Annotated in this window: 27 protein-coding genes; 9 read left to right on the forward strand and 18 right to left on the reverse strand. The window is 65.7% G+C overall.

Going from position 1 to position 23,683, the window contains the following annotated elements:
• Positions 1–10: 10 nt before the first annotated feature.
• Both HF680_RS04535 and HF680_RS04540 read right to left on the reverse strand, forming a co-directional pair.
• A complete protein-coding gene (locus HF680_RS04535) occupies positions 11–529 on the reverse strand; it encodes a YceD family protein (RefSeq protein WP_045811161.1) in 519 nt (172 codons plus the stop codon).
• Between the two features lie 5 nt (positions 530–534).
• Positions 535–1,059, reverse strand: coding sequence for a ubiquinol-cytochrome C chaperone family protein (locus HF680_RS04540; protein WP_045811162.1), 525 nt, complete (start codon positions 1,057–1,059; stop codon positions 535–537).
• 91 nt (positions 1,060–1,150) lie between these two features.
• Here HF680_RS04540 and HF680_RS04545 point away from each other — a divergent pair, with 91 nt between their 5' ends.
• Positions 1,151–1,630 carry an outer membrane protein assembly factor BamE gene (locus HF680_RS04545; RefSeq protein ID WP_045811163.1) on the forward strand — a complete coding sequence of 160 codons (480 nt, stop codon included), beginning with the start codon at positions 1,151–1,153 and terminating at the stop codon, positions 1,628–1,630.
• 79 nt (positions 1,631–1,709) lie between these two features.
• On the opposite strand, the gene HF680_RS04550 is transcribed toward HF680_RS04545, so the two are convergent.
• The 13 genes from HF680_RS04550 to HF680_RS04610 form a co-directional block, all read right to left on the reverse strand.
• A complete protein-coding gene (locus tag HF680_RS04550; protein ID WP_185224194.1) occupies positions 1,710–3,857 on the reverse strand; it encodes a sodium-translocating pyrophosphatase in 2,148 nt (715 codons plus the stop codon).
• Between the two features lie 177 nt (positions 3,858–4,034).
• Positions 4,035–4,466, reverse strand: a complete 432-nt coding sequence (locus HF680_RS04555; RefSeq protein WP_185224195.1) for a hypothetical protein — start codon at positions 4,464–4,466, stop codon at positions 4,035–4,037.
• A 42-nt stretch (positions 4,467–4,508) separates the two neighbouring features.
• Entirely contained in the window at positions 4,509–5,498 is a 990-nt protein-coding gene (gene thiL, locus HF680_RS04560) for a thiamine-phosphate kinase (protein ID WP_185224196.1), read from the reverse strand.
• Positions 5,498–6,022: a transcription antitermination factor NusB gene (nusB, locus tag HF680_RS04565; protein WP_185224197.1), complete on the reverse strand. Its 525-nt coding sequence runs from the start codon at positions 6,020–6,022 to the stop codon at positions 5,498–5,500. The genes thiL and nusB overlap by 1 nt, the downstream gene beginning before the upstream one ends.
• Positions 6,019–6,480 (reverse strand): 6,7-dimethyl-8-ribityllumazine synthase, encoded by a 462-nt coding sequence (ribH, locus tag HF680_RS04570; protein ID WP_161639139.1) that lies wholly within the window; start codon positions 6,478–6,480, stop codon positions 6,019–6,021. Before ribH ends, nusB begins: the two co-directional genes overlap by 4 nt.
• The gene (gene ribB, locus HF680_RS04575) at positions 6,477–7,613 is read right to left on the reverse strand and encodes a 3,4-dihydroxy-2-butanone-4-phosphate synthase (protein ID WP_185224198.1); all 1,137 of its coding nucleotides are present in this window, start codon (positions 7,611–7,613) and stop codon (positions 6,477–6,479) included. Before ribB ends, ribH begins: the two co-directional genes overlap by 4 nt.
• Positions 7,613–8,203 (reverse strand): riboflavin synthase, encoded by a 591-nt coding sequence (locus tag HF680_RS04580; RefSeq protein ID WP_185224199.1) that lies wholly within the window; start codon positions 8,201–8,203, stop codon positions 7,613–7,615. The genes ribB and HF680_RS04580 overlap by 1 nt, the downstream gene beginning before the upstream one ends.
• Positions 8,204–8,268: 65 nt before the next feature.
• Positions 8,269–8,889 (reverse strand): RibD family protein, encoded by a 621-nt coding sequence (locus tag HF680_RS04585; RefSeq protein WP_185224200.1) that lies wholly within the window; start codon positions 8,887–8,889, stop codon positions 8,269–8,271.
• Positions 8,889–9,359: a transcriptional regulator NrdR gene (nrdR, locus tag HF680_RS04590; protein WP_039245113.1), complete on the reverse strand. Its 471-nt coding sequence runs from the start codon at positions 9,357–9,359 to the stop codon at positions 8,889–8,891. The genes HF680_RS04585 and nrdR overlap by 1 nt, the downstream gene beginning before the upstream one ends.
• A 7-nt stretch (positions 9,360–9,366) precedes the next feature.
• Entirely contained in the window at positions 9,367–10,650 is a 1,284-nt protein-coding gene (gene glyA, locus HF680_RS04595; protein ID WP_039245111.1) for a serine hydroxymethyltransferase, read from the reverse strand.
• A gap of 69 nt (positions 10,651–10,719) precedes the next feature.
• The gene (locus HF680_RS04600) at positions 10,720–10,917 is read right to left on the reverse strand and encodes a DUF6898 family protein (protein ID WP_185224201.1); all 198 of its coding nucleotides are present in this window, start codon (positions 10,915–10,917) and stop codon (positions 10,720–10,722) included.
• Positions 10,914–12,140 (reverse strand): 5-aminolevulinate synthase, encoded by a 1,227-nt coding sequence (gene hemA / locus HF680_RS04605; RefSeq protein WP_185224202.1) that lies wholly within the window; start codon positions 12,138–12,140, stop codon positions 10,914–10,916. Before hemA ends, HF680_RS04600 begins: the two co-directional genes overlap by 4 nt.
• Positions 12,141–12,271: 131 nt before the next feature.
• A complete protein-coding gene (locus HF680_RS04610) occupies positions 12,272–13,108 on the reverse strand; it encodes a class I SAM-dependent methyltransferase (RefSeq protein ID WP_185224203.1) in 837 nt (278 codons plus the stop codon).
• Between the two features lie 112 nt (positions 13,109–13,220).
• Here HF680_RS04610 and hemB point away from each other — a divergent pair, with 112 nt between their 5' ends.
• Both hemB and HF680_RS04620 read left to right on the forward strand, forming a co-directional pair.
• Positions 13,221–14,219: a porphobilinogen synthase gene (gene hemB, locus HF680_RS04615; RefSeq protein ID WP_185224204.1), complete on the forward strand. Its 999-nt coding sequence runs from the start codon at positions 13,221–13,223 to the stop codon at positions 14,217–14,219.
• Positions 14,219–14,710 (forward strand): GNAT family N-acetyltransferase, encoded by a 492-nt coding sequence (locus tag HF680_RS04620; RefSeq protein WP_045811175.1) that lies wholly within the window; start codon positions 14,219–14,221, stop codon positions 14,708–14,710. Before hemB ends, HF680_RS04620 begins: the two co-directional genes overlap by 1 nt.
• A gap of 3 nt (positions 14,711–14,713) precedes the next feature.
• Here the strand turns inward: HF680_RS04620 and HF680_RS04625 are convergent, their stop codons facing one another.
• On the reverse strand, positions 14,714–15,574 hold the full coding sequence (locus HF680_RS04625) for an NAD(P)-dependent oxidoreductase (protein ID WP_045811176.1): 861 nt from the start codon (positions 15,572–15,574) through the stop codon (positions 14,714–14,716).
• Between the two features lie 116 nt (positions 15,575–15,690).
• Here HF680_RS04625 and HF680_RS04630 point away from each other — a divergent pair, with 116 nt between their 5' ends.
• The 5 genes from HF680_RS04630 (at position 15,691) to HF680_RS04650 (ending at position 20,259) form a co-directional block, all read left to right on the forward strand.
• Positions 15,691–16,581, forward strand: a complete 891-nt coding sequence (locus tag HF680_RS04630) for a flagellar motor protein MotB (RefSeq protein WP_045811177.1) — start codon at positions 15,691–15,693, stop codon at positions 16,579–16,581.
• Positions 16,582–16,695: 114 nt separating this feature from the next.
• Complete coding sequence (locus HF680_RS04635; protein ID WP_045811178.1) at positions 16,696–17,433, forward strand: arginyltransferase; 738 nt, start codon at positions 16,696–16,698, stop codon at positions 17,431–17,433.
• A gap of 76 nt (positions 17,434–17,509) precedes the next feature.
• On the forward strand, positions 17,510–18,280 hold the full coding sequence (yaaA, locus tag HF680_RS04640) for a peroxide stress protein YaaA (RefSeq protein WP_185224205.1): 771 nt from the start codon (positions 17,510–17,512) through the stop codon (positions 18,278–18,280).
• Positions 18,281–18,333: 53 nt separating this feature from the next.
• The gene (locus HF680_RS04645; RefSeq protein ID WP_185224206.1) at positions 18,334–19,173 is read left to right on the forward strand and encodes a 3-hydroxybutyrate dehydrogenase; all 840 of its coding nucleotides are present in this window, start codon (positions 18,334–18,336) and stop codon (positions 19,171–19,173) included.
• Between the two features lie 18 nt (positions 19,174–19,191).
• Entirely contained in the window at positions 19,192–20,259 is a 1,068-nt protein-coding gene (locus HF680_RS04650) for a patatin-like phospholipase family protein (RefSeq protein WP_185224207.1), read from the forward strand.
• On the opposite strand, the gene HF680_RS04655 is transcribed toward HF680_RS04650, so the two are convergent.
• Entirely contained in the window at positions 20,256–21,173 is a 918-nt protein-coding gene (locus tag HF680_RS04655; protein ID WP_185224208.1) for an L-threonylcarbamoyladenylate synthase, read from the reverse strand. The genes HF680_RS04650 and HF680_RS04655 overlap by 4 nt on opposite strands.
• The gene (locus tag HF680_RS04660) at positions 21,170–21,721 is read right to left on the reverse strand and encodes a cytochrome b (protein WP_185224209.1); all 552 of its coding nucleotides are present in this window, start codon (positions 21,719–21,721) and stop codon (positions 21,170–21,172) included. The genes HF680_RS04655 and HF680_RS04660 overlap by 4 nt, the downstream gene beginning before the upstream one ends.
• 134 nt (positions 21,722–21,855) lie before the next feature.
• Here HF680_RS04660 and HF680_RS04665 point away from each other — a divergent pair, with 134 nt between their 5' ends.
• Complete coding sequence (locus HF680_RS04665) at positions 21,856–23,640, forward strand: acyl-CoA dehydrogenase (RefSeq protein ID WP_185224210.1); 1,785 nt, start codon at positions 21,856–21,858, stop codon at positions 23,638–23,640.
• The last annotated feature ends 43 nt before the right edge of the window (positions 23,641–23,683 follow it).

The raw sequence follows: 23,683 nt of genomic DNA on the forward strand, positions 1-23,683 counted from the left end.
TACGTCAACCTCAGCCTTGGTCGTCTTTGGGCTTGAGCGCCTTCAGGGCCGCGAACGGCGAAATCTCCGTCGGCTCCTCAGGTTGCACGAACTCCGCGCCCGGCTTGCGCGGGAACGGATCAAGCGAGAGCACCAACTGTTCGACCGCATACTGGCCCAGGTCGATCTTGCCGTCCTCGATCACGTCGGCGTCGTCTTCATCCAGCGTGACCTCGATCTCGTCGGTTTCCTCGGGCTTGGCTTCGACAAGCTGAATGGAAAAACGCCGATCCACATCGACCGGCAAGGGTTCCAGGGTCAGGCCGCAAGTCTGCACCGCATGCGCGGTCACCCTGCCCTTCATCGTCCATTCGCTGGTCGACGGCGTCGGCTTGATCTCAAGATCGACGGCGAAATCATCCAGCCCCTGAAGATCCAGGCTACGGGCGATTCGCTTGCGGGTCTCCGCATCCGGTTCAAGCCGGCGGCTCAGGCCCGCGCCGATCTGATTGACCCGCACCGTTTCGCTGTAGGGGAGCGTCGCGCTCATCTCTTTCAAACTTCCGCCCATGCTGGCGTCGCCAGCACCTTGTTGAAATCCTGCGCCGCCAGGGCTGCGCGTGTCGTCAGCGCATAACGCGCCAATGTGTCCGCATGGGGCGCTTGCGGATCCGCGTAGACATTCTTCGCCATCGCCTCGGCCAGAACCGTCGCATCGCCGGCGCGCAGCGGCTGCTCATAGGCGTTCATCCGGCCATACAGGGCCTCTCCCAGTTTACGCATCTTCTTGCCGACGGCGACGTCGCCCACGCCTTCCTCCCGCAAGACGTGATCCAGCGCCGAGACATAGACGTCGAAGACCGCCTGAGCCGCATCTTGGCCCTGAGCCGTGTTTTCATCGCGTAGCCGCAGCACCAGCAACAGCACATGCAGCGTGTAGAGTTCGAATCGCGCGTCGATGCGGTCGTCGACCGCCAGGCGCGTGTAGAAGGCCGGATTGCGGGCCTGGCTGACGGCCTTGGCGTAGAGATCGTCGCCGAGACGGACGCCGGATCGGGGTTTGAACAGGTTTTTCAGCATGGGTTCCAACAGCCCCTTTTCCGCCGCGCCGTTGAACTAGGACGCAGGTCCGTCTAGGTCAAAGACCTTGTTCTCTCGCAGGCGCCCGACCATGTCCCGTTTCGTCCCGCTTTTCGTCGCTGTTTCGCTGGCCGGCCTGTCCGCCGCCTGCGCCCCGACCATCGGCTCCAACGGCTTCCAGGCCATCGACGCCAAGCCGCAAGACGTGGTCGCCGGCACGGACACCAAGGAAACCGTCCTCGCCAAGCTGGGTTCGCCTTCGACCACCTCGACGTTCGAGCCTGATCAGGTCTGGTATTACATCAGCCAGACGACTGAGAAATATACATACAACCTGCCCAAGGTTTCGACCCGCACGGTGACCGAGATCACCTTCGTCCCGCAGGGCGATCAGGTGGCGTCGGTGCGGACTCTCGGCCTGACGGACGGCGAGCAGATCGCCATGAACAGCAACGAGACGCCGACGCGCGGTCGCGAGCTGACCGTTCTGGAACAACTGCTGGGCAACGTCGGCCGTGGCCAACTGCCCCGCACCGAGGACGACACCCCCGGCCAGCGCCGCCCCGACTAAGGCGGCTCATCGCCCCAAAAGCAAAGACGCCCCGGAGATCGCTCTCCGGGGCGTTGTCGTAAGGGCTGTATGTTTCAGCCTAGCCGATGGTCCCGCTCGCCAGCACCGCCAGCAGCAGCAAGGCGACGATGTTGGTGATCTTGATCATCGGGTTCACCGCCGGACCCGACGTGTCCTTGTAGGGATCGCCCACCGTATCGCCGGTCACGGCCGCCTTGTGGGCCTCCGAACCCTTGCCGTGGACGACGCCGTTCTTGTCGGTGAAACCTTCCTCGATCACCTTCTTGGCGTTATCCCACGCGCCGCCGCCCGACGTCATGGAAATGGCGACGAACAGGCCGGTGACGATCACACCCATCAGCATGGCGCCGAGAGCGGCAAAGGCGTTCGCCTTGTCCGAAATGCCCAGCACCGCGACGAACAGGACGATCGGCGACAGCACTGGCAACAGAGACGGCACGATCATCTCGCGGATCGCCGCCTTCGTCAGGATGTCGACCGCCCGGCCGTATTCCGGCTTTACCTGATAGGTCATGATGCCGGGGTTCTCGCGGAACTGGCGCCGCACTTCCGCGACGACTGATTCGGCGGCGCGTCCCACCGCCATCATCGACATCCCGCCGAAGAGGAAAGGCAGCAGCCCCCCGAACAGCAGGCCGACGACGACGTAGGGATTGGTCAGATCAAAAGCGATCTCTCCCATACCTGCAAAGAAGGGATAGTCCGCCGGGTTGGCCGAGAAATACTGCAAATCCGACGTATAGGCGGCGAACAGCACCAGCGCGCCGAGGCCCGCCGAACCGATGGCATAGCCCTTGGTCACGGCCTTGGTCGTGTTGCCCACGGCGTCCAGGGCATCCGTCGAATGCCGCACATCGCTCGGCAGGCCCGCCATTTCGGCGATGCCGCCGGCGTTGTCGGTGACGGGCCCGAACGCGTCCAGCGCCACGATCATCCCCGCCACGCCCAGCATGGTCGTGGTGGCGATGGCGATGCCGAACAGGCCGGCCAGCTGGAAGCTGGCCACGATGCCGACGATGATCGTCAGCGCCGGCAGCGCCGTCGCCTCAAGCGAGACGGCCAGGCCCTGAATGACGTTGGTGCCGTGCCCGGACACAGAGGCGTTGGCGACCGATCGCACCGGACGGAAGCCGGATCCGGTGTAGTATTCGGTCACGACCACGATCGCCGCCGTCACCGCCAACCCGACCATGCCGGACCAGAACAGCGCCATCGGCTGGATCTCCAGACCGCTGGCCGTGACGATCGGCCCCGTCACCATCTGGTCGATCACCAACCAGACCGCGCCGATGGACAGGACGCCCGTGACGATCAGGCCCTGATAAAGGGCGCCCATGATGTTCTTGGACTTGCCCAACCGGACGAAGAAGCTGCCGACGATGGAGGTCACGATGCACACCGCGCAGATCGCCAGCGGCAGCACCATCATCAGATCCACATAGGGCTGCCCCCGGAAGAAGATCGCGGCCAGCACCATGGTCGCAACGGTCGTCACGGCATAGGTCTCGAACAGGTCGGCCGCCATACCGGCGCAGTCGCCGACGTTGTCACCCACGTTGTCGGCGATGGTCGCGGCGTTGCGAGGATCGTCTTCGGGAATACCCGCTTCGACCTTGCCCACCATGTCGCCGCCCACGTCGGCGCCCTTGGTGAAGATGCCGCCGCCCAGGCGCGCGAAGATCGAGATCAGCGAGGCCCCGAAGCCCAGCGCCACCAGCCCGTCGATCACCTCGCGGCCCGTTGAGGGCAAGCCCAGATGCTGGGTCAGCACGATGTAGTAGCCTGACACCCCAATCAGGGCGCCGCCTGCCACGAACATGCCCGTGATGGCGCCCGAGCGGAACGCCAGGTTCAATCCCTTGGACAGGCTTTCGGACGCCGCCTGAGCCGTGCGCACATTGGCCCGCACCGAGATCAGCATCCCGGCATAACCGGCCGCGCCGGACAGGACGGCGCCGATCAGGAAGCCGATGGCGGCGTAAGCGCCGATCAGGAAATAGGCGGCGATCAGGATCACGATCCCGACGATGCCGATGGTCAGATATTGCCGCTTCAGATAGGCCGAGGCGCCTTCCTGGATCGCGGCGGCGATCTCTCGCATCTTGTCGTTGCCGGTGCTCGCCTTCATCAGCACGGCGGTCTGAGCGGCGCCATACAGCACCGCCAGCACACCGGCCGCGAAGACCAGCGTAAGTGAGTTCGTCATTGGCGTTTCCATGCCCTTGCAAACAGGCGCGCAGGCCTTGGCGCGGTCGGGCGTTATCGCCTCTGTCCGCCTTCCGGTCCCCCCGCACGCGGCGAACGCGTCAGTGCGTTCTTTGGGATTTGCTAAGGGAGCCTGTCATGGCAGGCGGAGTGACGCAACAGCGGTCGGTCAGCCGGGTCAGCGGGCGGTCTGCATGCCCGTGCGGCGACGCGGCGACTGGCTGACCACCTCGACGCGCCGAACGGAGCCGCGCCCCGAGATCGCCGCAGACGCGGCCACCAGCGAGGCGGACAGGGCCCGCTCGTCCAGGCGTGTCCAGTCGCCGGGCACGGTGAAGGGCGTCTTGTGCGCCGCGCGGACGACGGCGTCGCGGAAAAAGGCCTCCTTGGGCTTCATCTGCTCGACGGTCTTGCCGGCGCCCAGTTCGAGCCGGAGGGCGACGAACACGTAATTGCGCAAACGCCCGTCCTCAATGACGGGCAGGCCGAGCCCTGCGATGCTCAGGGCTGCCGGCGCGGACTCCGTTTCGCTGCCGGACGCGGAAGCGCGACTGGCGACGGCGCCCGTCAGGGCGGCGGTTCCGGCTGCGATCAGGGTTCTACGGTCCATGACGACATCCTGCCCGACGGGCGTTAGGATTCCCTTGCCACGTCAGCCGTGGGTCCAGCCGTTTCTGGACATCGGCACGGGCTGACCGTCGTAAAGAACCGTCAGGCCCTGACCTGCGGTGACTTCGCCGACGCGGGTCAGGCGAATCAGTCGGCGCTCGGCCTCGCGACGCAGGGCGTCTCCGTGGCGAGGATGGGCGCTGAAGGCGATCTCATAGTCGTCGCCGCCGCTGGCGAGGTCTTCCAGCGACAGCTGCGGATCGACCCGGTCGTCGAACCAGGCCTGGGCGGCAGCGGACAGCGGCAGGACGTTCAGATTGAGCGACACGCCGACCCTGCTGGCCTGCGCAATGTGGGCCAGGTCGGCGGCCAGGCCGTCAGACACATCGACGGATGCTGTGGCGTACTCGCGCACAATGTCGGCGAAGTCGGTCCGGGGCGTGGGCATCCGGTAGTGGCTGACCAAGGCTTCCATCCGCTCGGGCGCCAGAGCCAACTGTCCTTGCGCCGCCTTGAGGCCCAGAAGGCCGTCGCCTATCACACCGGTGACGAAGACGAGGTCGCCGACCTGCGCGCCGGCGCGAGAAACGCTCTTGCCCGTCGGGGCCCACCCCAAGGCCGTCAGAGAGAAGGACAGCGAGCCGGGTGTCCTGACCGTGTCGCCGCCCAGCAGGTGAACGCCGAACCGCGCCTGATCTTCAGCCAGTCCGGCGGCGAAGGCCTCACGCTCGGGCCAGCCGCAGCGCTCGGACCAGAAGCAGGACAGCAGATAGCCGAACGGCTCTGAGCCCTTGGCGGCCAGGTCCGACAGATTGACCCGCAGCAGCTTCCTGGCGACCGTGTCCAGCGGATCGTCAGGCAGGAAATGCACCCCCTCGACGATGGCGTCTTTGGTCAGAACGAGGTCATAGCCGGGGCGTGACGGCAGCGCCGCCACATCGTCGGCCAGCCCCCTGCCCCACTCGGGATGGGCAAGAGGCTTGAACAGCCGCTCGATCGTCTCGAACTCGCCCGCGACGTCGAGCGCCGGCATTATTTGCGGGTGTCTTTGGCCACGCCGTCCAGCGCCGCATTGACGAAGCGCGCCTCGGCGTCGTCGAAGAAGGCCTTGGCCAGTTCGACATATTCGTCGATCACGACCTCGCGCGGCGTCTCGGGATGCTTGATCAGCTCCCAGGCGCCCGAACGCAGCAGGGCGCGCAGGGTGGCGTCGATCCGCTCCAGCTTCCAGTTGGAGGCCAGGCGGGCCTTGATAGCCGTGTCGATGTCGCGCTGGCTTTCGATCACGCCGCGCACGATGTCGGCGAAATAGGCCTCATCGGCCTCGGCCAGGGCTTGGCCCTCGATATCGGCGTCGAAGCGGAAGTTGGAGAATTCGGTGATCACCGTCTCCACGCCCTCGCCGGCCAGTTCCATCTGATACAGGGCCTGGACGACGGCGAGACGCGACACTGTGCGAGCGCGACGCTGTTTGGAGCTCAGATTGGGCTCGGCGCGCTGCTTTTCGGCTTCGGCGAGTTGTTCGAGGACGGCTTTGACGCTGTTCGGTTCAGTCATGCGCCGACGCCATGACGCAACCGCTTCTTCAATGCAATGAGGTCCAGGCACGCCTTGGCCGCGCCGCCGCCCTTATCCCCTTCCGAAAGACGGGCCCGATACCAGGCCTGATCTTCGTCCTCGGTCGTCAGGATGCCGTTGCCGATGATGACGCCCTTGACGCCGAGAGCCATGATGCCGGCCGCCGACTGATCGGAGACGATTTCGAAATGGTAGGTCTCGCCACGGATGATCGTGCCCAGCGCGACATAGCCGTCATAGCGGGGGGCGGTCGGAAAGCGGCCCGCCTCCTCGGCCAGGGCGATGGCCGGCGGCACCTCCAGCGCGCCGGGCACGGTGATGACATCGAAGTCGGCGCCACGCGCCTTCAGCGTCTCCTTGGCCCCTTCCAGCAGGGCGTCGGCCAGGTCGTCGTAGAAGCGCGCCTCGACGATCAGAATACGGGGGGCTTCGGTCACGCCTTGGTTTCTCCATCCATGTCGCGCCAGCCGACGATGCGCAGGCCGTAGCCTTCCAGCGCCGTCGGCTCGGGTCGCGTCGAACTCATCACGATCATATCCCTGACACCCAGATCCAGCAGGATCTGAGCTCCCACGCCATAGGCGCGCAACGAGCGATCCATCGCCGCCGGCTTGTCCGCGCCCGCCAGCCGTTCGGCCAGCGAGTTCAGCGACGGATCGCGCAGGAAGACGACGACGCCGGGACCGTCATGGTCGGTGATCTGTTTCAGGGCGCTGGGCACATAGTCCTGGCGCGCCTCGACGTGACCCAGCAGGTCGCAGGCGAAGTCCACCTGGTGCATCCGCACCAGAGTCGGTTTGGCCGGATCGATCCGTCCCTTGACCAGGGCCACGTGCTCGGCGCCCTCGATCGTGTTCCTGTACAGCATCAGGCGGAACGGTCCGCCGTGAACGCTCTCGAACGGCGTATCCATGATCCGCTCGACGAAGCGTTCGGTGCGACGGCGATAGGCGATCAGGTCGGCGATGGTGCCGATCTTCAGCCCGTGCAGCTGGGCGAAGGCGACCAGATCGGGCATCCGCGCCATGTCGCCGTCGTCCTTGATGATCTCGCAGATCACCCCGGCGGGGGTCAGGCCGGCCATGCGACTGATATCCACAGCCGCCTCGGTGTGGCCGGCGCGGACCAGAACGCCGCCGTCGCGGGCCACCAGGGGGAAGATGTGGCCGGGCGAGACGATGTCGTCCATGCCCTTGGACGCATCGGTCGCCACATGAATGGTGCGCGAGCGGTCGGCGGCCGAGATGCCGGTCGTCACGCCGTCCTTGGCCTCGATCGAGACGGTGAAGGCAGTCTTCATGCTCTCGCGGTTGTCGGCGGCCATCGGCGGCAGGCGCAGTTGCTGTGCGCGTTCGGCGGTCAGAGCCAGGCACACCAGGCCGCGCGCCTGGCGGATCATGAAGTTGATCTGGTCCGGCGTTGCGAACTGGGCGGGGATGATGATGTCCCCTTCGTTCTCACGATCCTCGGCGTCCACCAGGATGTAGGGCCGGCCGTTGCGGGCGTCTTCCAGAATGTCCTCAATCGGACTGATGGGGCTGTCGTTCATGTTGGCGGCCTGGGCTTGCATCACGCGGTCTCCTGCCACCGCGCGAGGTATCGCGCCAGCATGTCGATCTCCAGATTGACCGGATCGCCCACTTTCAAGCGCCCCAAGGTCGTCACGTCCCAAGTGTGCGGAATGATGTTCAGCGAGAAGACCTGACCCTCGACGGCGTTTACGGTCAGAGACACGCCATCCACCGTGATCGACCCCTTGGTGGCGATATAGCGATGTAGTGGCGCCGGAGCCTCGACCTCGATCCGGTGCGATCCGCCTTCGGGCGTGATCGAAATCACCCGGCCAAGACCGTCGACGTGGCCGGACACGACATGGCCGCCCATCTCGTCGCCCAGTTTGGCGGCCCGCTCCAGATTGACGCCGTCGCCGGTCTTCCAGGCGCCTAGGGTGGTCTTGGACAAGGTCTCGTTCGACACCTCGACGGCGAACCAATCGGCGCCTTTTTCGGTCACCGTCAGGCAGCAGCCCGCATGGCTGATGGAGGCGCCCAAGTCGATGCCGTCGGTGTTCCAGGCGGTCTCGATCTCGTAACGGCGGTCGCGATCGGTCTCGCGAACCTCGCGGACGCGGCCGATGTCGGTGACGATGCCGGTGAACATTTGGACTCTGGACCCCTTGGGAGAAAAATACCGTCTAATTCGTCTAATCGTCTAATTGGACGGCGTCAGAGACGGGCGTAGCGTTCCCACAGATCGTCCCCGACGGGCTCGACGCCCAGGCGACGGAACTTGGGGGCGTCGGCCAGCTTTGCAAGAGCCAGGGCGGCGATGCAGGGCCGCCCCTCCCCGCCCAGCAGGATCGGGGCGCGAAACCACTCCAACGCATCGACGGCATTGGCGCGAAGAAATGAGGCCGCGACCTGGCCGCCGCCTTCGATCAGAACAGATGTGGCGCCGGCGGCTTCCAGGGCTTTCAGCACGGCCGGGATGGTCGGACGACCATCCTCGGCGGCGACCTGCACGACCTTGGCGGCCCCGATATTGCGCGGTTCCGCGGCGGTCAGGATCAGGGTGTTTTCGCCCGCGACCTTCGCCGCCTGCGGCGTGCGCAGCCGGCTGTCCAGCACGACGCGCAAGGGCTGATCCACGCTGCGTCCCGGCAGGCGGGCGGTCAGTTCGGGATCGTCGTGCAGAACCGTCTCGACGCCGACCAGGATCGCATCGTGGGCGGCGCGCAGGCGGTGACCCTCAAGCCGCGCCGCCTCGCCGGTGATCCACTGGCTCTCGCCCGAGGCCGTGGCGATCCGCCCGTCCAGGGAGGTCGCCAGTTTCAGCGTGACCTGCATCAGGCCTTGCCGGACGGTTCGTCGAACCCTTCGTCGCCCAAGAATTTGGCGAAGTCGCCGGTGTGGCGGAAATCCTTGTAGACCGAGGCGTAGCGGACATAGGCCACCTCATCGACGCCCTTCAGCGCCTTCATGATGAAATCGCCGACCGTGCTGGACGGGATTTCGGTCTCGCCCAGGCTTTCCAGCTGGCGGACGATCCGGTTGACCATCTGCTCGACCTGATCGGCCTGAACCGGGCGTTTGCGCAGGGCCACGCCCAGCGAGCGTTCCAGCTTGTCGCGGTCAAAGGGCGTGCGCCGTCCGTTACGCTTCAGGATGACCAGTTCACGCAGTTGCACGCGCTCGAACGTCGTGAAGCGCCCGTTGCAGTTCGGGCAGGACCGGCGGCGTCGGATGGCCGAGCCGTCATCCGACGGCCGGCTGTCCTTCACCTGAGTGTCCTGATGACCGCAAAAAGGGCACTTCATCAGGCGCTTATCCGTAGATCGGGAAGCGGTGCGTCAACTCGCGCACCTGGGCCGCGACGCCTGCGACCACGGCCGGATCGGCTTCGTCGCCGCCGTTCATCGACGAGACGACGTCGGCGATCCAGTGACCGATCTGCTTGAACTCTTCCTCGCCGAAGCCGCGCGTGGTGCCAGCCGGGGTGCCCAGGCGGACGCCCGAGGTGACGGTGAAGGGGGCGGTGTCGAACGGCACGCCGTTCTTGTTGCAGGTCATCAGCGCCTTTTCGAGCTCATGCTCGGTCGCCTTGCCGGTCACGCCCTTGGGCCGCAGGTCGACCAGGGCCAGGTGGCTGTCGGTGCCGCCCGAGACGATGGCCAGGCCGCGCTCGATCAGAACGCCGGACAGGGCCTGGGCGTTCTTGACCACCTGTTGGGCATAGCCCTTGAACTCGGGCTTCAGCGCTTCGCCGAAGGCCACGGCCTTGGCGGCGATGACGTGTTCCAGCGGGCCGCCTTGCAGGCCGGGGAAGACGGCGGAGTTGATCTTCTTGCCCAGATCGACGTCGTTGGACAGGATCATGCCGCCACGCGGGCCGCGCAAGGTCTTGTGCGTCGTTGTGGTGACGACGTGGGCGTGCGGGACCGGGTCCGGATAGGCGCCGCCGGCGATCAGGCCGGCGTAGTGGGCCATATCCACCATCAGATAGGCGCCGACGCTGTCGGCGATCTCGCGGAAGCGCTTGAAGTCGATGTGGCGGCTGTAGGCCGAGGCGCCGGCCAGGATCAGCTTGGGCTTCTCACGCTCGGCCATTTCGGCGACGTGGTCGTAGTCGATCAGATGGGTATCTTCGCGCACCTTGTAGGTCACGGGGCGGAACCACTTGCCAGATTGGTTCGCGGGCGAGCCGTGCGTCAGGTGTCCACCACAGGCCAGGTCCATGCCCAGGAAGGTGTCGCCGGGTTGCAGCAGGGTGAAGAAGACCGCCTGGTTCGCCTGAGCGCCCGAGTGGGGCTGGACGTTGGCGAAGGCCGCGCCGAACAGTTGCTTGGCCCGCTCGCGCGCCAGATCCTCGGTCACGTCGACGAACTCGCAGCCGCCATAGTAGCGACGACCGGGATAGCCTTCGGCGTATTTGTTGGTCAGGACGGACCCTTGCGCGTCCAGCACCGCCTGGGAGACGATATTTTCGGAAGCGATCAGCTCGATTTGCTCACGCTGACGGCCCAGCTCGCCCTGAATGCCCTTGAAGACATCCGGGTCGGCGTCAGCGAGCGTCTTGGTGAAATAGGCGTCGTGGGTGAAGGCCGTCACGCTGGAATCCCCGGAAATCAGAAGCTGGCCTATCTATCCCCAGCCGGGCCCGACCACAACATCTTGTGGTCAGCCTTTGCCCAGAGCCCGCCTCAGCTTGGCGATCGCCACCCGTTCGACAGACTTGCGTTCGTTGACCGGCCCCATAGCGCTGACCTCCCGGCCCGTCGCGACATGGATGGCCGAGCATTTGAGGTAGGGGCCGTTGCGGGTGAACTCGACGATGACCTCCCCCAAGTCCAAGCGGGGGTCGTCGCCGTTCGTCATGCGGCGACGGGTCGGCGCGCCACGTTGCAGTGGGCGAACAGCTTGTCCATCGCCTGGACCAGATGATCCATCATGGCGTCGGTGTGGTTCGGCGACGGGGTGAAGCGCAGACGTTCGGTTCCCTTGGGCACGGTCGGATAGTTGATCGGCTGAACATAGACGCCGTACTCGTCCAGCAGCATGTCCGAGATCATCTTGCAGTGGATCGGATCGCCGACGTGCACCGGCACGATATGGCTCTCGCTTTCCATCACAGGGATGCCGGCGGCGGCGAAGCGGGCTTTCAGGGTCGCGGCGCGCTCCTGATGCTGGACGCGCAGTTCGGGATGGGCCTTCAGGTGACGCACCGAGGCCAACGCGCCCGCCGTCAATGCGGGTGGCAGCGAGGTGGTGAAGATGAAGCCCGAGGCCCAGCTGCGCACCGCATCGATGATCATGGCGTCGGCGGCGATATAGCCGCCCATGACGCCGATCGCCTTGCCCAGGGTGCATTCGATGATGTCGATCTGGTCCAGCACGCCGTCGCGCTCGGCGACGCCCGCGCCGGTCTCGCCATACAGGCCGACCGCATGGACCTCGTCCAGATAGGTCAGGGCGCCATATTTCTTGGCGAGCGCAATCGTGCCGGCCAGATCGGCGATGTCGCCGTCCATCGAATAGACGCTCTCAAACGCGATCAGCTTGGGCGCATCGGCCGGAGCCGCCGCCAGCAGGGCCTCCAGATGCGCCAGATCGTTGTGCATGAAGACGTGACGCTCGCCGCCGCCGTGGCGAATGCCGGCGATCATCGAGGCGTGGTTCAGCGAATCGGAGAAGGTGATCAGGCCCGGCAGGATTTTCTGCAGGGTCGACAGCGTCGCCTCGTTGCCGACATAGCCCGAGGTGAACAGCAGGGCCGCTTCCTTCTGGTGCCAGTGGGCCAGCTCGGCTTCGAGATCGACAGCGGAGCGAGTCGTGCCGGAGATATTGCGCGTGCCGCCGGCACCGGCGCCTACCGCGTCGATCTCATTATGCATGGCGTCGAGCACGACGGGGTGCTGGCCCATGCCGAGATAGTCGTTGGAGCACCAAATGACGACGTCCTGTTCGTAGCCATCCTCGCGGCGGCGCACAGCCTGCGGAAACTGACCGCGCACGCGCTTCAGATCGGCGAAGACGCGATAGCGCCCTTCGCTGCGAACCTGCTCCACGGAGCTATTAAAGGCGGCCTTATAGTCGAACAAACTACGCGTTCTTTCGCTTATGGCGATGTCTTTGCGTTGTTTGCTCTCCCGAAGCGGGCTTGTCCATGTCCGCCGCATGGACAAAACGCCCCAAACCCTTAATTGATAACGGTTCTCAGTATCGAGATCGATCAGCCCGGCTTGCGGAAGCGATAGACGAACTGGTCCGTCTTGCCGCGGATCTTCTCGTCGAAGACGTTCAGGCTGTGGTCGTCTGCGGGATTGGCGACGGCCTGGCTCTCGCCCTCGAAGACGAAGCCCGCCGCCTCGACCTCGCGCTTCAGATAGTCGCCTTCGATGCGGTGCAGGGTCTGAACCGCCGAGATGCCCGTGCCGGGCGCCGCCTCATGGTCGATCAAAATGTAGCGGCCGCCGGGCTTCAGCGCCGCGAACACCGCCGCATTCATCCTGGCCACGTCGGTGTTGAAACCGGGGATGTGGAAGTCGTGGTATTCCTGGCTCATGAAGATCATGTCCAGCGGCTCGGCGAAGGTCATGGAGTCCAGCAGGCCGTTGACGCGTGTCACGTTCGAATAGGCCGCGACAAGCGCATCGGCCCCGGCGTTCTCGCGCGCCATCGTCCGCTCGGGCACGAAGGCGTAGACGCGGCCGGTCGGGCCGACCACGTCGGAAAACAGGCGTGTGAAATAGCCGGCGCCGGGGCGAATGTCGGCGACCTTGTCGCCGGGCTCCAGTTGAGCGAAGGCAAGAATTTCGGCTGGGTGACGCAGCGGATCACGCGCGACCTCTTCGGCCGGACGCTTGGGATCGGCGACCGCATCGGCATAGAGACTGGAATAGCCCGCCGGCTGCGCGTCGGCCGCCGGGCTGACCACGGTCCGCTCTCCGCCGTCCGAGTCGATGATGATGCAGCCGGACAGACCTGCCGCCAGAACCAGGGCCGTTGCACCCACCGCCAATTTGCCGATCATCACCGTCTCCATCGATTTGTCGCGATAGGCTCGCATTTCGCCGATCCGCGCAAGCCGTCATCACGCACGAAACGATCCGACGCATCACGCGATTTGCGCCACGGTCGTTGCGGCGCTAGTCCGACGCTGGATTTTCCAAGGTCTCGCCATGCTTCCCTATCAGCCCGCCCCCTTCCCGCTCGCCCGTCCGCGCCGCCTGCGGTCCAGCCCGTGGGTACGGCGGCTGGTGGCGGAAACGACCCTGACGCCGACCGATCTGATCTGGCCGTTGATCGTCCATGACGGCGCTGAGGATCGCGTCCCGGTCGCCTCCATGCCCGGCGTGTCTCGGCTTTCCCCCAAGGCGGCGGCGGCGGCGGCTGTCGAGGCGCGCGACCTCGGCATTCCGATGGTGGCCCTGTTCCCCAATGTCGACGGCGCGATCAAGGATGCGGTCGGCACCGGCGCGACCGACCCCGACGGCCTGATTCCCGACTGCATCAAGGCGATCAAGGACGCCGCGCCCGAGATCGGCGTCATGACCGACGTCGCCCTGGACTGCTACACCGACCACGGCCACGACGGGGTGATGGAGGGCGACCGGATCGCCAACGACGCCTCGCTGGACCGTCTGGCCGAACAGGCCTTCATCCACGCCCACGCCGGCGCCGATGTCGTGGCCCCGTCGGACATGATGGATGGCCGCATCCAGGCGTTGCGGGAGGCGCTGGAGGCCAACGGGTTTCAGGACACGCTGATCCTGTCCTACGCCGCCAAGTTCGCCTCGGCCTTCTACGGCCCCTATCGCGACGCCGTGGGCTCCTCGGCGATGCTGAAGGGCGACAAGAAGACCTATCAGATGGATTACGCCAACTCCGACGAGGCGCTTAAGGAGGTGGCGATGGACCTGTCGGAAGGCGCCGATGCGGTGATGGTCAAGCCGGGCATGCCCTATCTGGATATCGTCCGTCGCGTGTCCGAGACCTTCCGCGTGCCCACCTTCGCCTATCAGGTGTCGGGCGAATATTCGATGATGCAGGCCTCCATCGCCAATGGCTGGCTGGACCGGGACCGTGCGATCCTTGAGACCCTGCACGGGTTCAAGCGCGCGGGATGCGCGGGCGTGCTGACCTATTTCGCACCGCAGGCCGCACGGCTGCTGGGCTGATGGGCGTGAAGACCCGGCCGATCACGGAGGCCGACTGGACGGGTCTTTGGCCGATCATCGAGACCGTCACCCGCTCAGGCGAGACCTATACCTATCCGTTGGACATGACCGAGGATCAGGCGCGCGCTCTGTGGACGCCGCCGGCGCCGGGAGGAACTCTAGTGGCGGTCGAGGACGGTCAGGTGCTGGGCGCCGCCAAGATCATTCCGAACCAGCCGGGAAACGGGGCCCACGTCGCCAACGGCAGCTTCATGGTGGCGCCCGAAGTGCGCGGGCGCGGCGTGGCCCGGGCGCTGGGCGAGGCCGCGCTGGCTTTCGCGCGGGATGCCGGCTTTCGATCCATGCAGTTCAACGCCGTGGTCGAGACCAATACTGTCGCCGTGGCGCTGTGGAAGAAGCTGGGTTTCGAGATCGTGGGCACGGTTCCCGAAGCGTTCGATCACCCGACGCACGGGCTGGTGGGCCTGCACATCATGCACCGCCGGCTCTAGGCGTCAGTCGCGGGGTTGCAGTCGCGCGGCCAGGCTGGACGTGTCCCAGCGGTTTCCGCCCAGGGCCTGAACCTCGGCGTAGAACTGATCGACCAAGGCCGTCAGAGACAGGCGGGCGCCGTTCGTGCGCGCCTCGTCCAGCACCAGACCCAGGTCCTTGCGCATCCAGTCGACGGCGAAGCCGAAGTCGAACTCGCCCCTGGCCGCCGTCTTCCAGCGATTGTCCATCTGCCAGCTTTGCGCGGCGCCCTTGGACACGGCCTCATAGGCGGCGTCGGTGTCCAGTCCCGCGACCTGAGCGAAATGGACCGCTTCGGCCAGACCCTGGACGACGCCGGCGATGGCGATCTGGTTGACCATCTTGGTCAACTGACCTGACCCGGCCGGTCCCATATGTTTGATGGCCTTGGAATAGGCCTTCAGCACGGGCTCGACCCTCGCCAGGGCGGCGGCATCCCCGCCGGCCATGACGCTGAGCTGTCCGTTCTCGGCGCCCGCCTGGCCGCCCGACACCGGCGCGTCGATGAACGACCGTCCCTGCCCGTTCGCCAGTTCGGCCATTTCGCGCGCAACCTTGGCCGAGGTCGTGGTGTGATCGACGATCACGGCGGCCTCCGACAGATGCGGCATGGCCTCGGTCACGACGGCGCGCACGTCGTCGTCATTGCCGACGCACAGGATGAGCAGGTCGACGCCCTGCGCCGCCTCAGCCACCGTCGCCGCCGCCTTGCCGCCCGTCGCCGCCGCCCAGGCCTCGGCCTTTGACGCAGTCCGATTGAAGCCGGTCACGTCGTGGCCCGTTTCGACCAGATGACGGGCCATCGGGGCGCCCATGACGCCCAGGCCGGCGAATGCGATCTTCATGACAGGCTCCTTGATCCTGCCGCCGGACTAGGCCGCGCCGCGCCGGGGTTCAAGGTCAACGCCCGGTTAACCTTGGCCAGCCCAGAATGGGACACCATTCGTCGGGGTGCGCGTCCATGTCCGTGAGCGATCGTCCGATCCTCATCAAGAAGGTCAAGAAGGTCTCCGGCGGAGGCCACCACGGCGGTGCGTGGAAAGTGGCCTACGCGGACTTCGTGACCGCCATGATGGCCTTCTTCCTGCTGATGTGGCTGATCAACACGACCGACCCGGAGCAGAAGCGCGGCATCGCCGAATATTTCGCACCCGCCAGCGTGTCCGAAACGACGTCGGGTTCGGGCGGCATTCTGGGCGGCACATCGCTGGGCGACGACGGCGTCAAGAGCGCCGGCTCGCAGTCGGTTTTGGAAGAACTGGCGCCCGAGGCGCCCGCGACCGATCAGACCGGCTCCAGCCTGTCGTCCGCCAGCGACGCCGCCCTTCAGGCCGAGATCCAGAAGCGCGAGGCCGCCGAGTTCGCCAGCGCCGCCGAATCGCTGCGCCAAGCCATGCAGTCGATGCCGGAACTGGCCGAACTGTCGAAACAGCTGATCGTGGACCAGACGCCCGAGGGGCTGCGCATCCAGCTGGTCGATCAGGAAGGTCGGTCGATGTTCGACAACAACTCTGCGCGGCCCAACGCCCGCGCCCAGGTGCTGCTGCGCGCCGTGGCCAAGGTGATCAATCAGTTGCCGAACCGTATCTCCATCACCGGACATACCAGCGCAGCGCCCGGCTCCAGCCGCGCCAGCGCCCCTGCCGACTGGAGCCTGTCGTCCGAGCGCGCGAACGGCTCGCGTCTGGTGCTGCAAGGTTCGGGCGTCGATCCCGACCGGGTCTATTCGGTGGCGGGCAAGGCGGGGTCCGACCCGCTCTATCCGGACGATCCAACCCTGGCCGGCAACCGTCGCATCGCCATCGTCCTGTTGCGCGAGGCGCCGGTCCTGCCGTCGGACACCTCGCTGTGACCCTAGTCGGCTGCAACGCGAACAGGCTTGCAGCCGGAAGGCGGATGACGCCAAATCGCGCGATGAGCGTTGTGTCGTCGCAATATTGGCAAGATCGGATGTGGACCTGAGGCCGTGACCCAGCACGTACCGACCCGACAGCTTCGCTTCTTCATGACTTCTGTCGCGCCCTGCCCGTATCTTCCGGGCAAGACGGAGCGGAAGGTCTTCGCCAACCTGCGCTTCTCGGACGGCGCGCACGTCAATGACGAACTGACGCTGGCCGGCTTTCGCCGCAGCCAGAACATCGCCTATCGCCCGGCCTGCGAAGCGTGTGACGCCTGTGTCTCCGTGCGGCTGCCGGTGCCGGAGTTCACGTTCAGCCGCTCGCAGCGCAAGGTGCTGGCCCGCAACGCCGACCTGTCGCGCGACCTGGTCGAAGCGGAGGCTACGACCGAACAGTTCCAGCTTCTGCGCCGCTATCTGACCGCGCGCCATCCGACCGGCGGCATGAGCGACATGGGCTGGCTGGATTACGTCGCCATGGTCGAGGATACGGCCGTGCGCACCCATCTGATCGAATACCGCCTGCCCTCCACCGACGGCGGACCGGGCGACCTGGTCGCCGTAACCCTGACGGACCTGCTGAAAGACGGCCTGTCGATGGTCTACAGCTTCTATGACCCGACGATGGAGCGGCGCAGCCTGGGCCGGTTCGCCATCCTAGATCATGTGCGCCAGGCCGCCATCGTCGGCCTCCCGTTCGTCTACCTCGGCTATTGGGTCCAGGGCTCGGCCAAGATGCATTACAAGGCCGACTTCCGCCCGATGGAAACCCTCGGCAAGCTCGGCTGGTCACGGCGCGACGCCTGAGGCGCCCCTTCGTCGCAGCCGGTTCAAATCGTCATCGAAGCATCCTATGTGGGCGGCGACATTACGGAGCCGCGTCTTGCTGATTGTTCTTTCCCCGGCCAAGCGCCTCGATTTCACCGAAGCCGATGCGGCCAGTCCGGCGACGGACCGGCGGTTCCTCGAAGACACCGCCAGCCTGTCCAAGACCGCCAAGCGCCAGACCAAGGCAGACCTGCGTCGGCTGATGGGGATTTCCGACGATTTGGCGACGCTGAACGCCGCGCGTTTCGAGGCTTTCGATCCTGAATCGACCGAGGGCGTTCAGGCCGCCTTCGCCTTTGCCGGCGATGTCTATGAGGGTTTGAAAGCGCGCGAACTGGACGCCGAGGCCTTGGCGTTCGCCCAGGATCACTTGCGCATTCTGTCCGGCTTTTATGGCCTGCTGCGTCCATTGGACCGGATCCAGCCCTATCGCCTGGAGATGGGCACGCGGCTGAAGACGCGTCGCGGGGCCAGCCTGTACGACTTCTGGGGCGACCGGATTTCCAAACAACTGAACGAAGACGCCGAAGGCCAGTCGGATCCGACGCTGGTGAACCTGGCCAGCCAGGAATATTTCGGCGCCGTCGATGCAAAGGCGCTGAAACTGCCTGTCGTCACGCCCCAGTTCCGGGAAGAGAAGAATGGCGAGAGCCGCATCATCTCGTTCTTCGCCAAGAAGGCGCGCGGGACCATGGCGCGTTTCGCGATCGACGAGCGCGTGGAACGGGTCGCAGACCTGAAGGCTTTCGACCGGGACGGTTATGCGTTCGACAAGGCCGCTTCGACCGACACCGAGTGGATATTCATCAGATCGGGAAATTCTTGATCCCGACATCGACCTCCCGCTAATCTCGCCAAAACAAACCAAGGGGCGGATTCATGTCGCAAGAGCCTAACTCCACGGGCGCTGACAGTCGGGCGGCACGCGGTATCGGCGATCTGAAAGGACAGGTCGCGGTCATCACGGGTTCGACCTCCGGCATCGGGCTGGCTCTGGCGCGGGCCGTGGCGGCAGGCGGCGGCGACGTCGTGCTGAACGGCCTGGGCGACCCGACGGAAATCGAGCGTACCCGCGCCGATCTGGAGGCCTCATCCGGCGTTCGCGTTCTCTATCATCCAGCCGATATGACGCGCGGTGACGAGATCGCCGACATGATCGCCTTCGCTGAACGCGAACTGGGCCGCCTGGACATCCTGGTCAACAACGCCGGCATCCAGCACGTCGAATCCGTCGAGAACTTCCCCACCGACCAGTGGGAGAAGATCATCGCCATCAACCTGTCCTCGGCCTTTTACGCCACGCGCGCGGCCATCCCGGTCATGAAGGCGCAGGGGCGCGGTCGGATCGTCAACATGGCCTCGGCGCACGGTCTGGTGGCCAGTCCGTTCAAGTCCGCCTATGTCGCGGCAAAGCATGGCGTCATCGGCTTCACCAAGACCACAGCGCTGGAACTGGCGCGCGACAACATCACCTGCAACGCCATCTGCCCCGGCTTCGTCGAGACGCCGATCGTGACCAAACAGATCGCGGATCAGGCGCGCACGCGAAACATGACCGAGGAGCAGGTGCTGACGGACGTCATTCTGGCGGCCCAGCCGACAAAGCGGTTCGTCACGACGGAGGAGCTGACCGGCCTCTTCCTCTACCTGGTCAGCGACCTCGGCGCCTCGGCCAACGGGGCCAGTTTCTCGATCGACGGCGGCTGGACCGCTCAGTAGCAAAGGAAGGCGGCGGTCATGGCGATTTTCAAGCGCAAGACCGCCGAGGCGGCGGACAACGTTCCCGCCGCTTCCGCCCGACGGCCCATATGCCTAGCGCTTCAAGGCGGCGGCGCGCACGGCGCGTTCCAGTGGGGTGTGCTGGATCATCTGTTGGAAGACGATCGTCTGGATATTCGCGCGGTGTCCGGAGTCTCAGCGGGAGCGATGAACGGAACTGCGTTGGTGTCGGGCCTCGCGTCAGGCGATGGCCGCGCCGCGTTGGACAAACTCTGGCGAGAGGTGAACCAGTCCGGCGGTCGCAACGTCTTTGGCGACAGCGCGATCTGGAATGCGGCGCGGACGCCCGACTGGATCAAGGACAACCCATTCTGGCGCGCGGGCGAGACGCTGGCGATGTCGATGAGTCCGTATGAATTCAATCCGCTGAACCATAATCCTCTGAAGCGGGTTTTGCAGGCCTCAGTCGATTTCAGCGCCGTTCAGGCCTCGGACATCCGGCTTTTCATCGCCGCCACCGCCGTGCGCCAGGCGAAGGCGCGCATCTTCCAGACGAATGAGATCAACGCCGATGTCCTGATGGCGTCGGCCTGCCTGCCCCATCTGTTCCAAGCCGTGGAGATCGACGGCGAGCCCTATTGGGACGGCGGCTATCTGACCAATCCGCCGCTGTGGCCTTTGACCGGAGACGACACGCCGGACGACGTGCTGCTGATCACACTCAACCCAATGGTCCGCGACGAGACGCCGAAAAGCGCAGGCGACATCGTCGATCGGCTGAACGAGATCGTCTTCAACGCCCCGCTGGTCGCCGAACTGCGCGCCATCGCCCTGGCGGGTGAACTGATCGAACACGGGCAGTTGAAAGGCGGCGGCGCGGGACCTTATCGGCACGTCCGGTTGCACGCGATCGAGGCGGACGGCTGGCTTTCGGACCTGTCGCTGCGATCCAAATTCAACACCGAGTGGAGCTTCCTCAACGATCTGAAGGCGCGGGGCCGTGCGGCTGCCGACGATTGGTTGAACGCGTGCCTGAACAGCGTCGGACGCCATTCCAGCGTCGATCTTCAGGCCCGCTTCGGCTAGCCGACGAAGCCTGCGGCGCGGCGTAGACGGTCGTTGATGGCTTCACCCAGTCCCGTCGTCGGGATCGGCGATACGGCGATACCTGTCGGCCGTGTGCGGTCGGCTTCGCGCAGCAGTCGGAACAGATTGGCGGCGGCTTCGCGCAGGTCGCCCGACGGGCTCAGGCTCCAGCGCGGCTCGCCAGCTTCTGGGCCAAAGCCAAGCAGTATCTCGCCGTCACGCGCCTGCTTCGCCTCGATCCGAACCGGCGCATCCGGCGCATAGTGCAGGGTCAGTCGCCCGGGCGAACGATGCCCCTCCCCGCTCTCATGAAGGGGACCGACGACCGCCTCGATCTCGGATCGGGTGATGGCGCCGGGACGCAGCAGGGCGACCCCGCCGCCCAGCACCGACACGACCGTGCTTTCCAGACCGACCTCACAAGGCCCGCCATCAACCGCCGCTGCGACTGCAAAGCCCGTCTCCTCGACAGCATCCGTGAAGGCCGTCGGGCTCGGGCGGCCGGAACGATTGGCTGAGGGGGCCACAACCGGGCCGCCGAACGCCGCTAACACTTCTCTGGCCACGGAATGCGCCGGAACGCGGATCGCGACGCTGTCCAGCCCCGCGCGCGCCAAGTCGCAAACCCTGCGCGTGTCCAAGATCGGCGTGATCAGGGTGAAGGGCCCAGGCCAGAAGGCGTCCGCCAAGGCCCATCCAAGCGGGCCCAACTCCCCAATCTTGGCGGCCGCATCGGCATCGACGACATGCGAGATCAGCGGATTGAACTTCGGCCGTCCCTTTGCGGCGAAGATGGCGGCGACCGCTTCGGCATTGCTGGCATCGGCGCCCAGTCCATAGACTGTCTCGGTCGGCAGCAGGATCAGATCGCCGTTCGCCAGCGCCTGTCCGGCTTGCAGCGGCGTTTGACTCACGGTCGGCGCGGGATGATCGGGATCATCCGGTGCAGCACATTGTCCCGATCAATGAACTGATGCTTCAGCGCCGCGATCACATGCAGGGCGATCAAGACATAGAGCCCCTTCACAGCCAGTTCGTGCAGCCCCATCAGGCTGCGCGCCGCTTCACGCCCGCCGCTGACGGGCAAGAGGGGCCAGGAGAAGAGACCGAACCACTCGATTGCGCGCCCGCCCGCCGATGATGCGAGCCAACCGGTCATAGGAATGACGATCAGGGCCAGATAGAACAGGACGTGCGTCGCGCGCGCCGCCACCTTCTGCCAGCGCGGCAAGGCCGACGGCAAAGGAATCGCCGGATGCGCCAGGCGCCATCCGATCCGTGCAAGGGTCAGCACCAGGATCGTCAGACCCAGCGACTTGTGCAGCATGACGAACTGGCCCGAAATCGGGCCTTCCGTATTCTCATGCGCGGTGATCAGCAGAACCTGCGTCAGAACGGCGGCGGCGATGCCCCAGTGCATCAGCAGGGAAACGACCGAATATCGATTGCGGGGCTCGCCCATGTCTTCCCTTCCGCGACGGCACGGCGTCACCATGCATTCAGCCACTTTGCACTGAGACGGGGCGCGTCGCCAAGACGCTTGCAGCGACAGACCCCGACGCGGCACTTAGGCCGCAAAGACGATTGAGGAAACCCATGACCTATCGCGCGCCCGTTCGAGACCTGGCCTTCACTCTGGAATCCGTCGCCGGCATGGCCGACGTGGCCGCAACCGGCGCCTTTCCCGACTATGACGCCGACGTCGCAGGCGCCGTTCTGGAGGCGGCGGGACAATTCTCGGAAGAGGTGCTGGCCCCGCTGAACCGGATCGGGGATCAGAAGGGCTCGACCTACGCCAACGGCGCCGTCACCGCCGCGCCCGGATTCGCCGACGCCTATCGCCAGTTCGCGGCCGGCGGCTGGACCGGGCTCTCGGCCTCGACCGAAGCCGGCGGACAGGCCTTGCCCAAGGCGCTGGAACTGGCGGCCTATGAAACCGTCCATGCCGCCAACATGGCGTTCGGCCTGTGCCCTATGCTGTCGCTGGCCTCGATCGAGGCGCTGGAGCAGGTCGGGACGGAAGAGCAGAAGGCCAAATATCTGACCAAGCTGGTCAGCGGCGAATGGACCGGCGCCATGGTGCTGACCGAGCCGGGCGCCGGATCGGATCTGGGTTCGCTGATCACCACGGCAACGCCGAACGGCGACGGGACCTATGCGCTGAACGGGCAGAAGATCTACATCACCTGGGGCGACCACGACGCGACCGACAATATCGTCCATCTGGTGCTGGCCCGCCTGCCGGACGCGCCCAAGGGGCCCAAGGGCATCAGCCTTTTCCTGGCGTCGAAGTATGCGGTGAAGGAAGACGGGACGCTGGGCGATCGCAACGCCTTCCGCCCCGTCGGCGTCGAGCACAAGCTGGGCATCCACGCCTCTCCGACGTGCGTCATGAGCTATGAAGGGGCGACTGCGGAACTGGTCGGTCAGCCGAACCATGGCCTGGCCCATATGTTCGTGATGATGAACGCGGCGCGTCTGGCCGTCGGCGTCGAGGGCGTCGGCATCGCCGAACGCGCCTATCAGCACGCCCTCGCCTATGCCCTGGACCGTCGTCAGGGGCGCTCGGTCTGGACCGGCGAGACCAACGCCCCGATCTTCGACCATCCCGACGTGCGCCGTATGCTCAGCGTCATGAAGGCCAAGATTTCGGCGGCGCGCGCCGTGTGCCTATCGACCGGCGTCGCCGCCGATCTGGCCCGCCACGCCGGGACGGAGGAGGAACGCCGTCGCTGGAAGGGACGCGAAGACCTGTTCACGCCGATCGCCAAGGCCTGGTCCACCGATATCGGCTGCGAGGTCGCCTCGATGGGCGTCCAGATCCACGGCGGCATGGGCTTCATCGAGGAGACCGGCGCGGCGCAATACTATCGCGACGCCCGCATCGCCCCGATCTACGAAGGCACCAACGGCATCCAGGCCATGGATCTGGTGGGTCGCAAACTGTCGATGGACGGCGGCGATTCGGCCAAGGCGCTGATCGCAGACATGAAGACGACCCTGGTCGATCTCGGAAAGCTCTACAGCGGCAAGCCGGTCGAACGCTTCGCCACCGCCATCGAGGCGGTCGAGGACGCGACCCTGTGGCTGCTGGATCAGAAGGCTGATCCGAATGCGGCGGCCGACGTGCTGGCGGCCGCCGACGCCTATCTGAAACTGCTGGGCGATGTGGCCGGCGGATGGATGCTGGCCAAGGGCGCGCTGGCGGCCAAGGCGAAGCTGGACGCCAATGACGGTGATCCGGATTGGCTGCAGGGCAAACTGGACCTCTACGAAGTCTATGCCGCCAATGTGCTGGGCCACGTCTCCAGCCGTCTGGCGGCCGTGGGTCAGGGCGGCGACCTGCTGCGGCGCATGACGGTGGACGCGCTGGCCGGATGATCGGCTTGTCGTTTCTTCGTTTGACGTCGATGGGGCCGGACCT

It is taken from the genome of Brevundimonas huaxiensis (assembly GCF_014218725.1).
GTDB lineage: Bacteria > Pseudomonadota > Alphaproteobacteria > Caulobacterales > Caulobacteraceae > Brevundimonas > Brevundimonas huaxiensis.